A 15,591-nucleotide genomic window follows, 5' to 3' on the forward strand; every position below is an offset into this window, starting at 1 on the left:
TACATTCCGAACCCGGAAGCTAAGCCTCACAGCGCCGATGGTACTGCAGGGGGGACCCTGTGGGAGAGTAGGACGCCGCCGAACAATCATTCAGAGAAGGCCCGCCCGGGTGACCGGGTGGGCCTTTTCGCATTTCCGGGTCCGCATTTCCACGGAAAGGGGCGACCCGCACTGTGACGCAAGTCACTCCGGATCAAGAACCTGCGCGCCGGACCGGGCGTCTGGCTGGTGTGAGATCACGTAGGAGAGCACTGGACGAGCTGGACGAGGAACGCCTCCTCCGGCTCGTGGCCAAGGGCGACCGCGGGGCGTTCGACGAGCTGTACCGCCGGACGTCGCCGTGGCTGGCGGTGCGGTTGCGCCGTCGCTGCGCGGACGAGCAGATCGTCGCCGAGGTCATGCAGGAGACCTATCTGGCGGTGTGGCGCGCGGCCGGCGCGTTCGCCGGGAGCGCCGTGGGCGGTTCGGCCGTCGGGTGGCTGTGGACGATCGCGGCGCGCCGGCTGGTCGACGCGTTCCGGCGCCGGGCCCACCACGCCGAGCCGCCGGTGGCCGCCGCCGAGCGGGCGGTGGTGCCCGGGGCGGAGGAGGAGGCGCTCGCCGGGACGGTCGGCGGCGACGTGGGCGACGCGCTGCGGCGCCTGGCCCCGGAACTGCGCGAGGTGCTGCAGGCCACGGTGCTGGACGGGCTGTCCGTCCGGGAGACGGCCGTGCTGCTCAGACTGCCCGAAGGCACGGTCAAGACCCGTGCCCGGCGGGCTCGGATCGCGATGCGGGAGGCACTGGCATGACGGAGGAACACGCGTCCCGGCGGCTCGTCGCCGACTACGCGCGGGGGGACGCGGCGATGGCCGCGGACACGGTGTGGGCACTGGAGGCCCACTTGGAGACCTGTGCGCCGTGCCGGGCGCTGCTGGCGGCCTCGGTCGTCACCGAGGCGCCTGAGGTCGCCGCGCTGCTGGACACCGTGCGGACCGGCCTGGCGCCGCAGTTGGACGCCGAGGTCCGGGCGCCCGCCCGGTGGCGCCGTCCGCGGTGGTTGTCGGCCTGGCTGACGCCCGCGACGGGGCCGTGGCTGGCCATGACCGTCACCGTCACCCTGCTGGCGCTGCTGCTGGACGCGCTCGCGCCGTCGGGATCGCTCGGCGGTGCCTCGCCGCTGTCGCTGCTGGCGCCCGTGCTGCCGCTGTTCGGCGTCGCCGCGGCGTGGTCGCGTGCCCTGGACCCGGTGTACGAGCTGACCGCCTCGACCGCCCGCGCGGGTCTGCCCCTGCTGCTCAGGCGCACCACGGCGGTGCTCGCCGTGGTCGTGCCCGGGCTCCTGCTGACGGGGTGGCTGACCGGCACCATGACGGCCGCCCAGTGGCTGCTGCCCTCGCTCGCCTTCACGTCCACGGCGCTGGCCCTGGGCAGCGTCGTCGGGGTGGCCCGCGCCGCGGTCGCTCTGGCGGCCCTCTGGAGCATCGCCGTGCTCCTTCCCGCCGCCGTCACCGGACGTACCCCCGCGGCCCTGTGGCTCGCCCTGGAGCCGGGCCGGCTGCCGGTGTGGGGCCTGCTCCTCGTGCTGGGGGTCGCCGCCGTGATCGCCCGCCGGAACACCTACTCGACGTTGTGACAACACCATCGACCCTCGAAAGGGGCCACCGCATGGCGCCCATGACGAGCGCGGCCGACATCGCGCCGAAGACCTACGCCTGGGAGATCCGGGCCAGTGACCTGAGAGTGCGGGTCGGCCGGAAGAAGATGGCCGTCGACGGCCTCGACCTCTCCCTGGGGCTCGGCGCCCACGGCCTGCTGGGGCCCAACGGCGCGGGCAAGACCAGCCTGATCAGGGCGCTCGCGACGGTGCTGCGACCGGCCGGCGGCGAACTGGAGCTGCTCGGCACCTCCGTCGCCGGGCTGGGCGACCACCGGGCGCTGCGGCGCCGGATCGGCTACCTGCCGCAGGACTTCGGCTACTACAAGCGCTTCACCGTGCGGGAGTTCGTGGAGTACATGGCCTGGTTGAAGGAGGTGCCGAAGCAGGACATCCCCGCGGCCGTCCAGCGGGCCGTGGAGCGGGTGGGCCTGGCGGACCGCGCCGACCACCGGATGAAGACCCTGTCCGGCGGCATGGTGCGGCGGGCCGGCATCGCCCAGGCGATCGTCAACGACCCCGCGGTGCTGCTGCTGGACGAGCCGACGGCCGGTCTGGACCCGGCGCAGCGGCTGCGCTTCCGCGAGCTGCTCCAGGAACTGGGCCGGGACACCTGCGTGGTCGTCTCCACCCACCTGGTCGAGGACGTCGCGGCGGCCTGCACCGACGTGGTGCTGTTCGCCGACGGGCGCCTCGTCTTCCAGGGCACCCCGGACGACCTGGCCGCCGCGGGCGGCAGCGAGTACCCGGGGGACAGCCCGCTGGAGCGCGGCTACTCGGCGCTGCTCAGTGACTCCGGCCGGCAGGGAGGCAACTGGTGAACACCCGGGTTCTGCGGACCGAGCTGAGGCGCTCCGTCGCCCCGTGGGCCGGTCTGGTCGTCCTGGGCGGCAGCCTGGCCGTCCTCTACGCCGTCAACGGGCTGTGGTGGCAGGGCACCGCGGCGTGGACCGGACAGTGGACGTCGATGGCGCTGACGACCCGCTCCATGCTGGCCTACCTGTGGCCGCTCTCGGTGGGCTTCGGCGCGGTGTACGGACTGCGCGACGCCCGCTCGCGGACGGCCGAACTGCTGGCGAGCACGCCGCGTCCGGCCTGGCGCCGTGCGGCGCTGCCCGCCGGTGCGCTGGCGCTCGCGCTGGCGGCGGGCTTCGGCCTGCTGGTGCTGTGGGGCGGGAGCCAGGTGGCCCTCGGCGAGACCGACTACCTGCCGGCGGGCTGGCTGCCGATCTCGCTGGTGGCGGTGCTGGCCCTGGTCGCGGGCGCCGTGTTCGGGATGGGCCTCGCGCGGACCCTGCCCTCGGTGCTCACCCCGCCGATCCTGGTGGTGGGCTCCCTGGTGGCGGTCATGTACCTGCGGCAGACCACCGACGGGGCGCTGCCGTCCGGCCAGGCGTCAAACCGCCTCTCCCAGCTGTCGCCGGTGACCGACATGCCGCGCGAGATGCTGCTGACCCTCTCCGGGGCGGTGGACCTGGGGCAGGCGCTGTGGTTCCTCGGCCTGCTGGGCACCGGGTTCGCGCTGCTGGCGGCCTCGACCACCCGGGCCCGGCTGTTCGCGGCGGCCCCCGTCCTGGCCGGTGCGGTGCTGGCCCTGCTGGTCCTGCCGGGCGACCCGCGCGACACCTACGTCGTCGACCGGGCCGCCGCGGCCCTGGTCTGCGACGGCCCGGTGTGCGTGACGCGGGCGAACGGCACCCAGCTGCCCGTACTCGCGCCGGCCGGCAAGGAGGCGCTGCGGGTGCTGCACGACGCCCTGGGCGACCGGGCGCCGGCCACGATCCACGAGGAGACCACGCTGCGCGCGAACGGCGACGACCGCCAACTGTCCGCCGACACGGTGCTGGTCGACTTCGACGACCCGCTGATCGCCCGGGCGACGCGGGCGGAGCTGACCCGGCTGCTGGTCGCCCAGGGCCTGGCGCCGAACTGCCGGCCGCGCACCCCGTGGGAGGGCGGGGGGCAGCTCTCCGTCCCGGCGCAGAGCGTCGTCGCGAGCTGGGCGCTCGGGGAGCGTCAGGTCCAGCCGTTGGAGAAGCCCGAGGAGGACCCGTACGCCCGGGCCGCGTGGACGAGCGCGACGGCCGCCTGGGAGAAGCTGAACGCGCTGCCGCGGGCCGAGCAGCGCGCGCGGATCGCCGAGGTCCGGGCCGACGCGCTGTCCTGCGGGGACGGGCTGACGCCGCTGACCGGGAAGGCGTCCCGATGAGGTGGCTGACCCTGTACGCGCGCTCCCGGCAGGTGCCCGCCTCGGCGGCCGTCGCCCTGCTGGTGCTGCTGGCGGCCTGGGCCTTCTGCCACGACGGCCCGGGGCCGATGGACCTGGCGACGGTCGTCCTGGCCCTCACCGTGAGCGTGGCGGCCGCCTCCGTCGGGCTCGGCGGGCAGGACGCCGCGCTGGACCGGACGGCCGCGATCCGGTGGGTGCCCCGCCGGGCGGCGCACGTCCTGCTGACGGGTGCGGTCGCCGCCGCCGCGCTGCTGGCGCTGCGGCTGGTGGGGGCGGACCCCGCCCCGACCGGGTACGTGGTCCGGGACGCCGCCGGGCTGGCCGGCCTGGCCGCGCTCGGGGCGGCGCTCTGGGGAGCGCACCTGGCCTGGATCCTGCCGACCGGCTGGCTGGCGGTCACCGTCCTCGGCCCGGCCGCCGCCGGCACCGCGGGGGAGGTGGTGCACTGGATGACCTTCTCCCCGGCCACCACGGTGTCCACCTGGACGGCGTGGGCCCTGGGGGCGGTCGGCACGGCGGTGTACGCCGTGATGGGCCCGAGGCGCTGACCGTCCGGACCGTCGAGCACGTTGGGCCGAGCCCCCGGGATTCCCCGGGGGCTCGGCCGTTTCACGTCCCCGTGGTGTACGGGGTCAGGTCGACGTTCCAGGTGTGGTCGCCGCCCTCGTGGACGGTGATCGCGACCGGCTCGTCCGGGTGCTCGGGGTCGAACTGCGAGCTCACGCTGTGGGTGACCACGGGGCTGGTCCAGGCGGGCAGGTTCCGGTTCCAGGTGCCCGCGTTCGGGGCGACCTTCCACCGGAACGAGACGCTGTACTGCTGGAGCCAGTACCCGGCGGTCATCCGGGCCGAGGTGGAGAAGCCCGGGTTGTCGTTGAACTCGATCTGGTTCTGGGCGTCGACGATGACGGCGTTGGTGTAGTTCGGGCGGTAGGGGCCGTCCTGGACCCAGTCGCGCGCCGAGTCGTGCTGGCCGTAGCCGCCGTCCTTCGCCCGGACGACCTGGACGTTGGAGTCGGTGACCTCCTGCCAGAAGTGGTAGTTGGTGGAGACCCGCTGCGGGGCGCCCGGCGGGTTCTTCAACCGGGCGACCTGCGAGAAGCCGATGCTCTGGTCGTCGTCCATCTTCTGGGTGGCCGGGCCCTCGTAGCCGGACTCGAACTCCAGCACCGGCCGGGCGAGGTCGAGGTTCGCCGCGCGGGCCTTGCCCCGGGTGGTGCGCGCGGGCGGACTGCTGCCGCGCACCTCGGCGACGTCCGCGTTCCGCTTGGGCATCCGCTGCACCGCGCCCCCGACCCGGGCGGGGGAGGGGGCGGGCGGCTCCTCCGCGCGTTGCAGCGGGCCGGCGAGGGCGCGGACGGCGTTGGCCTCCGCCTCGCGCTCGTAGCGGTCGGACGGGTCGGAGACCCGCAGGCCGTCGCCGCGGTCGGTGCCGGCCACCGGGCCCTGGCGCTGCTGGATGACGTGGGTGAGCTCGTGCGCCAGGGTGTGCCGGTCGCCGCCGCCCGGCCCGAGCACCACGTGGTTGCCGGAGGTGTAGGCGCGGGCGCCGACCTCGGCCGCGGAGGCGGCGGCCGTGCTGCCGGTGTGCAGCCGTACGTCGGAGAAGTCGGCGCCGAGGCGGGCCTCCATCTCGCTGCGGGTGGGAGCGTCCAGGGGCTTCCCGGCGCTGCGCAGCACCTGGGGGACCAGGGAGCGCTGGAGCGGCAGTTCCTCCGGCTCGGCGCCGTGGCCCGCGCTGCCGTGGCCCGCGCAGTCGTGGCCGCCGTGGGCGCCGGAGCCGGCCCGGGCCTCCCGGACCAGGCGGCTCACCGCGGCGTTGCCGAGGGTTCGTTGCAGGGCGAGGGCACTGCCGGGCCGCGGGCCCGGGCGGGGCGCGCGGGCGGCCGGGGATTCCCCCCGGTCGCCCCGCTGGTCGGCCCGCCGGTCCGGTTCATGTGCGCGCACGGTGGTCGGATTCCTTCTGCCTTGTGCCGATTCGGTGCGTATACGGCCCCGAAGGCGTCTCCGGTGTGGGAACGGCGCAAACCTACTGCTGTACTGATGACGCGTCAGTAGGGCGCCGGGGGCAGACTTCGCCGTCCGTGGGGGAACGGTCGGTTGCCCCGGGGGGTCCCGGCCGGGTTCCCCGGGAGGGCACGTGGCCCGTGGTGCCGGGGTTCGAACGGGTTGTCGCCCGGCGCGCGGACCGGGCACGACGCCCGTCCCGCGTTGACATGGTCACGGGCCGTGGGAGGAGATACGGAAGGGGAAGATCACGGAGGAGAACGGGGTGATTCCGGCGGAAGGGGCCCATTGACACCGTTGGGGCATCGGGTGCACCTTTCCGGTCCGGTCGCCGGGAGGGGAGGGCACCGTGTGCACCGGGTCAGTTCCCCTGCCTGATGTCGCTCAACGTTCCGCTGATGTTGAGGAGTTCGTGGCACGTGGGTGCCTGCTTGCCCGAGGCCGGAGTGCCCGGGGACTCGCAGGTCACGCTCGCCGTCACAGCCTGGTCCTCGGGGACCTGGATGGGAGTCACCCAGTGGTAGTCCTGATTGCGGAAGGTCTCCAAGGCGATGGTGTTGAGCACCTTCTGGCCGGCCGTGATGGTCACGACGCCCTGGTCGCCCTGGAAGTTGGCGATCACGAGGTCGGTCATGTCGAAGACCTTGCCGTGCGGCACCTGGTAGCTGCCGGTGGCCGCGGCGCCGGCCCCGGTCGGCACGTCGATGGTCGCGGAGCTCTGCCGGCCGGTGCCCGGCTCCGCCAGGCCCGGGCCGGGGGCGGGGCGGCCGCCGCTGCCGGTGGGCTGCCCGGAGCCCGGCTTGCCCGGCGCGGTGGGGTTGCCGCCGGCGGGGGCGCCCGGTCCGCCCCCGGGACTGCCGGCGGGCACGGCCGGGGTGGCGCTCTGCTGGGCGACGGCCTGCTCGGCGGCCTGCTTGGCGGAGCTGCGCACCGCCGGGCGGACCAGGGCGAACCAGGCCAGCAGCAGGGCGATCAGCGCCGCCAGCAGGGCCAGCAGCCACTTGGGGAAGATCGGGAGCTGGATGAACTCGCCCTCCAGCACCGGCCGTTGGGCGGCGGTGAGGGCGTCCGCGGGAGCGGGGGTGGGGGTGGCGGGCGCGGGAGTGGCGGCGGTGCCCTCGGCGGCGCCGCCGGTGTCCTTGCCGTCCTTGCCGTCCTTGCCGTCCTTGCCCCTGCCGTCGGAGGCCTTGCCCGCAGGGGCCGGCTCGGGACCCACCGCCACCTCGAACGGCCAGGAGGCCTGCTTCCCGAACCAGATCAGCTTGCGGGCCCGGGCCTGCAACCGCAGCTCCCCGGACTCGCCGGGCTCCAGGCGCAGCCGCTCCGGGGTCGCCCGGAACCGCAGCTCCTCGCCGGCCTGGCCGGGGGTGAGCACCACGGTGCCCGGGGCGTTGCCGAGGTTGCGCACCGAGGTGCGGTAGCGGCCGCGCAGCCAGCCCCGGCGGCGCCGGGGCGCGAGCGCGGCCTGCAGCTCCTGGAAGGGCGTCACGGTGACCGTGGTCTCCGGCACCGTCACCAGCTCGGGTCGCTCGGTCGGCAGGACCCGGATGCCGAGCGGGAAGTCCCCGGCCCGGGCGGCGGGCGAGCGCGGTGGGGCGAGGCGCACCGTCACCGTCTCGGACGTCCCGGGGAAGAGCGAGACCCGGGCCGGCTCGACCGTGGTCCACGCGGCGCAGTCGCCGACCACCTCCAGCGTGTACGCCTCGACGATGTCGAGGTCGTTGCGCACCGTCAGCGTCGTGGTGGCCACGCCACCGGGCGCCACCGTCAGCGCGGGCAGGCCGAGTTCGGCGGAAGTGGTCATGGCGTGACGGTAGGGCCGGAGGACCGTCCGCGGAGAGGGCCGTACGGGCAAGCCGTGGGCACACCCCTTGCCCGTACGGACGGACCGGCCCTGCCCGGCGCCGCCGCCACCGACCGCGCGGGCTCAGAGCCCGCACCGGGCCCGCACCGGGCCCCGACCGGCCCCGCGCCACAGCGCCGGGCCGCAACAGCCGCAGGACCGCAGGAGAATGGAGTGTTCCGATGACATCGATCGAGGCGACCCGAGTGGAAGCCGTCACCAGCCGCAAGGGGTCGGCCGCACCGCCATCCGTGACCACCCGCCCGGCCGGGGCACGGATCCCGGTGCAGGGGCGCCCCCGGCCCGCCCAGATACCCGTGGCGGTGTACGCCGAGGACCTGATCCTGCAGACCGGGGTGGTCCAACAGCTGCGCCAGCGGCCCGAGGTGGAACTCCTCAGCGAGGCCGACGCGGGCCGGGCGGAGGTCTCCCTGCTGGTCGTGGACGCCCTGACCGAGGCGGTCGCCGACCACCTGCGCCGGCTGCGCCTCGCCACCTCGGGCCGGATCGGCCTGGTGGTCGGCCAGTTCGAGGCCGGCGGGCTGCAGACCATCGTCGAGCACGGCGTCGCCGCCGTGCTGCGCCGCTCGGAGGCGGACCAGGACCGGCTGGTGCACCTGATCACCGCCCTGGCCAACGGCGAGGGGGTGATGCCCGGGGACCTCCTCGGCGAACTGCTCGACCGGATCGGGACGCTCCAGCGCACCATGCTCGACGGGCGCGGCCTCACCCTGTCCACCCTGACGGCCCGGGAGGCGGAGATGCTGCGGCTGGTCGCCGAGGGCTTCGACACCAGCGAGATCGCGGCCAAGACCTCGTACTCGGAACGCACCGTCAAGAACGTGCTGCACGAGATCATCACCCGGCTCGGGCTGCGCAACCGGGCGCACGCGGTGGGGTACGCGATGCGGCGCGGCCTGATCTGAGAGAGGGGGGCTGATCCCGAGGAGCAGGAGCGTCCCGGCGCGGACGGACGTCCGTGGGGCGTGTCTGACCGTTCCCGCCGGGCGCGCGGCGTTGGGGCACGCACCTCGCCGCGTTGTCGTCGGTCGCCGATGCTCCGCATGGACTCGCTCCTCCGCCTTGCGATGCACGCACCCCAACGCCGCGCGCTGATCCGACGCGAACGGTCAGACACGCCCCAGCGCCCGCGACCGCGGCGTCCTGCCCTTTGCGGACACCGGCCGTTACCCCCGGCTCGGGTGCCCGGGCCCTGTTCCCGGGCGCCCGGGCCGGTGAGACTGCGGGGGAGACCGCCCCTGCCATCCTGTGAGGTCGAGCGTGATCGGCGCCACCGCCACCCCCCGCCCCGTCCGGCGGCCGGCCCGGGCCGCCGTCGCGGTGCTGCTCGCGCTGGCGACCGCCGTGCTGACCCTGGGCTCCGCCCCCGTCACGCCGACCGGCCGGACGGCCCCGGCCGTCACCGCCGAGGACCCGGCCGCCGGGCGGATCGTCTACGCCGGCACCAACCACCGCGGCCTCGGCCGGGTGACCGGCGGCGCCGCCAGCACCCCGCTGTTCGGGCCCGGCCCGGTCCACTTCGACCAGGAACCCTCGGCCCGCGGCGGCGAACTGGTCTTCACCAGCCTGCGGGACAGCCCGCTGCCCCAGGTCTACCTGCGCGACGCGAACGGCGCGGTGCGCCGGCTCACCAACGGCATGGACACCGCCCACCCCGCACTCGCCCCGGACGGCAAGGGCGTCGTCTTCGAGGCGGTGGAGACCACCGCCTCCGGCGGCACCCAGCACGTGCTGTGGGCGGTCAACCGGGACGGCACCGGGCTGCGCCGGATCACCGACGGCGCCGCCGACGAGACCCACCCGACCGTCTCGCCCGACGGGCAGTGGATCGCGTACTCCTGCACCGGGGACCCGGCACACCGCCAGATCTACCTGCGGCCGTTCGCCGGCGGCGCGCCCGCCAAGATCACCAACGTGACCGAGGGCGACGCCGTCGACCCGACCTGGAACCCGGTGAACGACGACGCCCACCGCAACCAGATCGTCTACACCTGGGACAAGGGCGACCAGGGCCGCACCCTGATGCTCACCTCGCCCACCGGCGGCGACAAGGCGTTCTTCCCCGGCACCGGCTCCACCTGGCGCACCGGCTCCGCCGCCTGGCTGGCCGACGGCACCGGCGTCCTCTTCCTCAGTGCCGACCAGCTCACCTCCCCGCCCCCGGCCCCGCAGCCCGACCCGAACCAGCCGCCCGTGGTGAACCTCTACCGGGCGCCGACCTGCGACTGCACCGACCCCCAACTCCTCTACCGCACCAACCGGTTGATCTCGACCCCGACCTGGCTCGGCACCCAGGCCGAGGGCGGCCCGGTGGTCGAGCAGACCAGCGCCGCCACCGCCAACACCGCCGACCTCCAGGACGTCCACCAGGACGGCACCGACCCGCGCGACCTCGGCATCAGCGTGCTCACCGAGGACCCGGCCGCCGACACCAACACCAACCCCGACCCGGGCGCCGACCCGCTCTTCCACCCCCGCCCCGGCTACGACCCCTGGTACGAGCGCCAGAGCTACACGCCCGACGGCCGACAGCTCGTCGTCACCCGCTACGAGGACTCCCCGGCCGGGCGGATCCAGCGGATCTGGCAGGCCGACGCCGACGGCTCGAACCCGCACCCGCTGAACCTCGCCGGCCGCGGGCCCACCGACCGGGACACCGACCCCTCGCTCTCCCCGGACGGCAGGCTCATCGTGTTCAGCCGCAGCACCCCGGCGGCCGGGCAGACCCCGGCCCGCCCCGGTCGGCTGCTGATCGCCCAGGTGGCCACCGGCGCGATCGTCGGCACCGTCCAGCCGCCCGCCGACCAGCCGGGCGCCTCCGACGGCGAGCCGTTCTGGTCCCCCGACGGCAAGCTGATCGCCTTCTCCCGGACCGCCGTCGTCAACGGCAACCCCGGCAACCTGCACGTCTGGACGGTCGCCGCCGACGACCTCACCCGCCAGCGCGACCTCAGCCGGGCGGCCTGCCCCGGCAGCTGCAACGTGATCGACGACAGCCCGGTGTTCTCGCCCGACGGCCGGCGCCTCGCCTTCAACCGCAAGGCCGGCGACGGCGGCAACAACCGGCAGGACGGCCTCCTGGTCACCTCGCCCACCGGCACCGACTGCACGGTGCTGCTGCCTGCCGGGCTGCGCGACGACAAGGGCGCCTGCACCCGGCCGCTGCCCGACACCTCCGCCACCGGCCCGTACCAGCCGCGGGACGCCGCCTGGACGCCGAACGGCGCCCAGCTGGTGCTCACCTCCCGCCGGGCCCTGCCGCCCAACTCCCCGGAGGGGCTGGGCACCTACGACCTCGCCAGCGGCAAGCTCACCCCGCTCGACCGGCGGCTGCCCGGACGGCAGAAGGAACCGGCCGTCCAGCAGTCCGTCCACCTGGCGCTGAGCGCGCCGCCGCGCACCCCGGCCGTGCCGGTCGAGGGCAGCACCGACGTCACCGTCACCGTGACCAACCGCGGGCCGGCGGCTTCACCGGGCACCGTCCTCACCGCCTCCGTGCCGACCGGCGCCCGGCTCGGCAGGCTCACCACGCCCGTCGGGACGTGCGACGCGGCCGCGCTGCGCTGCGAACTCGGCACCCTGGCTCCGGGCGCCGAGGTGCGGGTGACCGCCACCCTGATCGGCACCCGCACCGGTGACCAGCCGTTCGGCTGGAGCGTCACCGGGACGGTCGTCGACCCGAACCCGGAGAACGACTCGGCCGAAACGGTCCTGCCGGTGCTGAGCGCGCCCACGCCGACGCCGACCCCGAGCCCCACCGCCTCGCCCAGCCCGACACCCACGCCGACCGCGACCCCGACCCCCGCGCCGACCACCCCGAGCAGCACGCCCGCCCCCGCGCCCCCGCCGCCGGCCCCCGCACCGCCGCAGGCCGGCCCCACCGTCGCGGTCGACGCCCAGCCGACCCCCGGCTACGTCGGCGGCCACGTGACCGTCAGCTACACCGTGCGCAACACCGGCCAGGCCCTCGCCACCGGCCTGCGGCTCACCCTCGGCCTGCCCGCCGGCGTGCCCACCGAGGCGCTGCCGCCCGGCTGCCGGGCCGGCAACTGCGCTCTGGCCGACCTGCGCCCGGGGCGCAGCCAGGTGGTCCGGGTGGTGCTCTCGCCCGTCGCGGTGCTGGACACCACCGTCACCGCCGAACTGACCACCACCGGCACCGACGCCACACCCGGCCTGCACCGGGCCAGCACCCCGCTGCGGGTCGTCCAGCCGCGGATCGTCGCGGTGCCGCCGATCGGCAAGCCCGGCTTCGTGACCTCCGTGCGCGGCGTGGACTTCCCGCCCGGCGCCCCCGTCCGCTTCACCTGGAACCCCGGCATCACCGCGGCCGCCGCGCCCACGTACCCCAAGGCGGACGGGACCTTCGCGGGCCAGCTGCTCATCCTGCCCAAGGACGAGACCGGCCCGCGCACCATCACGGCCGACGGCCCCGGCTTCTCCCCGGTCACCACGCCCTTCCTGGTGGTCGAGGGCAGCATCGGCCCGCCGGGGGAGGTGGACCGGCGGTGAGCCCGGAGGACGCCGTGGCCGCACGGGACGTCGGCCCGGCCGACTTCCCGTGCGGGTGTGAGGCCGGAGGCGGTGGTGTGCTGTGCACGGAGAGGGTGGAGCGCTGGTGAGGCGTGAGATGGCGGGCACGGGACGTCGGCCCGGTCGACTTCCCGTGCAGGGGCAGGGGCAGGGGCCGGCCGGGGAGGTGGAGCGGCGGTGATCCACGAAGTCGACGAGGCGCTGCGGCTGCTGCTCGCCGAGGCCGGACTGCCCGAGCGCGGCGTCGAGGTCGTCCTCGACGCGCCCACCCGCGACCTGGCGGCCCGGCGCACCGCGCCCACCGTCAGCGTCTTCCTGTACGACGTCCGCGAGGACACCGGGCGCCGCCAGGCCGGCGCCGTCGCCGAACACGACGCCGACGGCCTGGTGCTCGGCCACCGCGCCGCGCCGCGCTGGTTCGAACTGGCCTACCTGGTCACCGTCTGGACCAACCGACCGCAGGACGAACACCGGCTGCTGGCCGAGGTGCTGCAGTGCCTGACCGCCGTCGACGCGCTGCCCGCCCGGCTGCTCACCGGCACGCTCGCCCGGCTCGGACTCACCGTCGGCCTGGACATCGCCGGACGCGACACCGGCCTGCCGTCGGTCTCCGACGTCTGGTCCGCGCTCGGCGGGGAACTGCGGCCCTCGATCGACCTGCGGGTGCTCGCCCCGCTCGCCGGGGCGCTCACCCCCGCCGGACCGCCCGTCACCGAAGGACTGGTGGTGCACGCCGTGGACACCTCGCACGCGGCGGGGTCGCCCGCCGTCGACCCCGGCCGTCGGCTGCGCTACCGCGACACCGCCGGCGACCCCGGAGCGGACGGCTTCGCCGCCCCGCGCGACCGCGCCCTGCCGCCCGGCCGCCGCAGCAGGGGTGGGAGTAACAAGGGCGGGAGCAGCGGGGGTGGGATCAGGTGAGCCCGGACCTCGCCCTGGCGGTGCCCGGGGCCCCGCCCGGCCCCGACAACGGGGACGGTCACGGCCCCGACAACGGCCACCTGTGGGAACGCCTGCACCGGGTCGAGCAGCGGGTCCGCACTGCGGTGCGCGAGCGCCGGGCCGACGACCCGGACCCGGACGACCCGTACCGCGGCCAGTACCTCGGCCCGGAGGCGGTCGAACGGATCCTGGCCTCCGCCGCCGTGGCCACCGGCCACGGCACGCCGGCCGGCCAGGACGCGTCCGCCCCGCCGCCCGGCTCCCGGCTGGCCCGGCTAGGCGCCGCCTTCGGGCTGCTCCCGGTCGACCTCGACCTGCTGCTGGTCGCCCTCGCCCCCGACCTCGACCCCCGCTTCGAGCAGCTCTACGGCTACCTCAACGACGACCTGACCCGCCGCCGGGCGACCGTCGGGCTGGCCCTCGACCTGTGCGGGCTGCCCGGGGCCGGGGCCGGCCGCTTCCGGTTCGCGGCGCGGTCCCCGCTGATCGCCGGGGGCCTGCTGGAACTCACCGAACCGGACCGCCCGCTGCTCTCCCGCACCCTGCGGGTGCCGGACCGGGTGACGGCCCACCTGCTCGGCGAGGACGAACCGGACGACGCCCTCGCCGGGCTGGCCCGCCGCGCCGACCCGGCTGACCGGGCCCGACCGATGGCCCCGGCCGGGGCACTCACCCCCGCCGAGGCGCAGGCCGTCGACCGGCTTCGCGCGGCCGCGACGGCGGCGGGCGGCGGAGCCGTCCACCTGCTGGACCGGGGCGGCCACGCCGGCCCGCTCGCGGTGGCCGCGCTCGCCGCCGATGGCCGTCCGCCGCTGGTCGTCGACGCCGCCGCGCTGGCCGCCCGCCCGCCGGGGGCCACCGTACGGGTGCTCGCCCGCGAGGCCCGGCTGGCCGGGGGCGGGGTGGTGCTCGGCCCGCTGGACCGGCTGGAGCCCGAACGCCCCGAGCGGGCCGCGCTGTTGCGCGAGCTGTGCGCGGAACTCGCCGCCGTCCCGCTGATCGTGCACGGCCCGCTGGTGTGGGACCCGGCCTGGTCGCGGGAGAGTCCCGTGGTGGTCACCGCCCCGCCGCCGGACGCCGACGGCCGCGCCGCGCAGTGGGCCCGCGCGCTGGCCGCCGCCGGGACACCGCTGGACGAGGAACTGACGGACGGCCTGGCCGAGACGGTGGCCGCCTACCGGGTGGACCGGGAGAAGCTGGCGCGGGCCGCCTCGGTGGCCGCCCGGACGGCCGCCGCCGAGCGCCGCCCGGTGCGCGCCGAGGACCTGCGGACCGCCGTCCGGGCGCAGAACGCCGCCGGGCTGGCCCGGTTGGCCCGCCGGATCGAGCCCGCCGTCGGCTGGCCCGACCTGGTGCTGCCCGACCCCACCGCCGACCGGCTGCGCGAACTGGTGCTGCGCGCCCGGCACCGCGAGCAGGTGCTCGGCCGGTGGCGGATGCGCCCCGGCGGCGGCCGCGGCAACGGCGTGCTCGCCCTGTTCGCCGGGGAGTCCGGCACCGGGAAGACCATGTCGGCCGAGGTGGTCGCCGCCGAACTCGGCATGGAGCTGTACGTGGTGGACCTCTCCACCGTGGTGGACAAGTACATCGGCGAGACCGAGAAGAACCTGGAACGGATCTTCACCGAGGCCGCCCAGGTCAACGGCGTCCTGCTGTTCGACGAGGCGGACGCGCTGTTCGGCAAGCGCGCGCAGGTCAAGGACGCCCACGACCGGCACGCCAACGTGGAGACCGCGTACCTGCTCCAGCGGATGGAGTCCTTCGACGGGATCGCGCTGCTCACCACCAACCTGCGCGCCAACCTCGACGAGGCGTTCACCCGGCGGCTGGACGTCATCGCCGAGTTCCCGCTGCCCGACCGGGCGCAGCGCCGGCTGCTCTGGGACCGCTGCCTCGGACCGGCCCTGCCCCGCGGCGACGACCTCGACCTGGACTACTGCGCCGAGCACTTCGAGCTCACCGGCGGCTCGATCCGGGCCTGCGCCGTCTCCGCGGCCTACCTGGCCGCCGGGGCGGGCACCCCGCTGGGCATGGCCCAGCTGGTCGCCGCGGTGGTCGGGGAGTACCGCAAGCTCGGCCGGCTGGTGCTGGAGAGCGAGTTCGGGCCGTGGCTGGAGCGGTTGCGCCCCGCCCCGGAGCCTCCGGGGGCCGCCGGGCGTACCTGACCGGAACGGTCCGGGCCCGGCGGGCGTACGTGACCGGCGGGCGTACGTGACCGGCGGGCGTACGTGACCGGAGCGTCCGGGGGCCGCCGGGCGCAGCCGGCCGTGCCCGCCGGGGCAGTCATCCTGCCCCCGATCTTGACCCCGGGGACCTGTCCCCGGGCGCGGCCCCGGACGCAGACTCGGGGGCGAGTGAGACCAAGGACCGGTCATCTGG

General features: G+C 75.9%; 11 protein-coding genes and 1 rRNA gene. 10 read left to right on the top strand and 2 right to left on the bottom strand.

The genetic code is table 11. The features are described 5' to 3' along the window. From rrf to ACFXPX_RS29040, 6 genes are all read left to right on the top strand, one after another. Positions 1 to 84: ribosomal RNA gene (rrf, locus tag ACFXPX_RS29015) — 5S ribosomal RNA — on the top strand; the annotation flags it as partial. 146 nt (positions 85 to 230) lie between these two features. After that, entirely contained in the window at positions 231 to 791 is a 561-nt protein-coding gene (locus tag ACFXPX_RS29020) for an RNA polymerase sigma factor (RefSeq protein WP_375893453.1), read from the top strand. Next, positions 788 to 1,615 (top strand): zf-HC2 domain-containing protein, encoded by an 828-nt coding sequence (locus ACFXPX_RS29025; RefSeq protein WP_380644010.1) that lies wholly within the window; start codon positions 788 to 790, stop codon positions 1,613 to 1,615. Before ACFXPX_RS29020 ends, ACFXPX_RS29025 begins: the two co-directional genes overlap by 4 nt. A gap of 32 nt (positions 1,616 to 1,647) precedes the next feature. Further along, positions 1,648 to 2,457, top strand: coding sequence for an ATP-binding cassette domain-containing protein (locus ACFXPX_RS29030; RefSeq protein WP_375893457.1), 810 nt, complete (start codon positions 1,648 to 1,650; stop codon positions 2,455 to 2,457). Beyond that, on the top strand, positions 2,454 to 3,845 hold the full coding sequence (locus ACFXPX_RS29035; protein ID WP_380644011.1) for a hypothetical protein: 1,392 nt from the start codon (positions 2,454 to 2,456) through the stop codon (positions 3,843 to 3,845). Before ACFXPX_RS29030 ends, ACFXPX_RS29035 begins: the two co-directional genes overlap by 4 nt. Then, on the top strand, positions 3,842 to 4,414 hold the full coding sequence (locus ACFXPX_RS29040; RefSeq protein WP_380593513.1) for a hypothetical protein: 573 nt from the start codon (positions 3,842 to 3,844) through the stop codon (positions 4,412 to 4,414). Before ACFXPX_RS29035 ends, ACFXPX_RS29040 begins: the two co-directional genes overlap by 4 nt. Positions 4,415 to 4,475: 61 nt before the next feature. On the opposite strand, the gene ACFXPX_RS29045 is transcribed toward ACFXPX_RS29040, so the two are convergent. Both ACFXPX_RS29045 and ACFXPX_RS29050 read right to left on the bottom strand, forming a co-directional pair. Beyond that, complete coding sequence (locus ACFXPX_RS29045; protein ID WP_380644012.1) at positions 4,476 to 5,813, bottom strand: DUF4157 domain-containing protein; 1,338 nt, start codon at positions 5,811 to 5,813, stop codon at positions 4,476 to 4,478. 421 nt (positions 5,814 to 6,234) lie between these two features. Next, positions 6,235 to 7,677, bottom strand: a complete 1,443-nt coding sequence (locus tag ACFXPX_RS29050; RefSeq protein WP_380532613.1) for a hydrolytic protein — start codon at positions 7,675 to 7,677, stop codon at positions 6,235 to 6,237. Between the two features lie 221 nt (positions 7,678 to 7,898). Between ACFXPX_RS29050 and ACFXPX_RS29055 the strand changes: the two genes are divergently transcribed. The 4 genes from ACFXPX_RS29055 (at position 7,899) to ACFXPX_RS29070 (ending at position 15,377) form a co-directional block, all read left to right on the top strand. After that, the gene (locus ACFXPX_RS29055) at positions 7,899 to 8,642 is read left to right on the top strand and encodes a LuxR C-terminal-related transcriptional regulator (RefSeq protein WP_380532610.1); all 744 of its coding nucleotides are present in this window, start codon (positions 7,899 to 7,901) and stop codon (positions 8,640 to 8,642) included. A gap of 355 nt (positions 8,643 to 8,997) precedes the next feature. Further along, positions 8,998 to 12,249, top strand: a complete 3,252-nt coding sequence (locus ACFXPX_RS29060) for a hypothetical protein (protein WP_380644013.1) — start codon at positions 8,998 to 9,000, stop codon at positions 12,247 to 12,249. Positions 12,250 to 12,447: 198 nt separating this feature from the next. Then, positions 12,448 to 13,191, top strand: a complete 744-nt coding sequence (locus tag ACFXPX_RS29065; RefSeq protein WP_380644014.1) for a DUF4255 domain-containing protein — start codon at positions 12,448 to 12,450, stop codon at positions 13,189 to 13,191. Between the two features lie 20 nt (positions 13,192 to 13,211). Further along, on the top strand, positions 13,212 to 15,377 hold the full coding sequence (locus ACFXPX_RS29070) for an ATP-binding protein (RefSeq protein ID WP_380644028.1): 2,166 nt from the start codon (positions 13,212 to 13,214) through the stop codon (positions 15,375 to 15,377). Positions 15,378 to 15,591: the final 214 nt, after the last annotated feature.

The sequence above is a fragment of the Kitasatospora sp. NPDC059146 genome, assembly GCF_042786665.1.
Lineage (GTDB): Bacteria > Actinomycetota > Actinomycetes > Streptomycetales > Streptomycetaceae > Kitasatospora.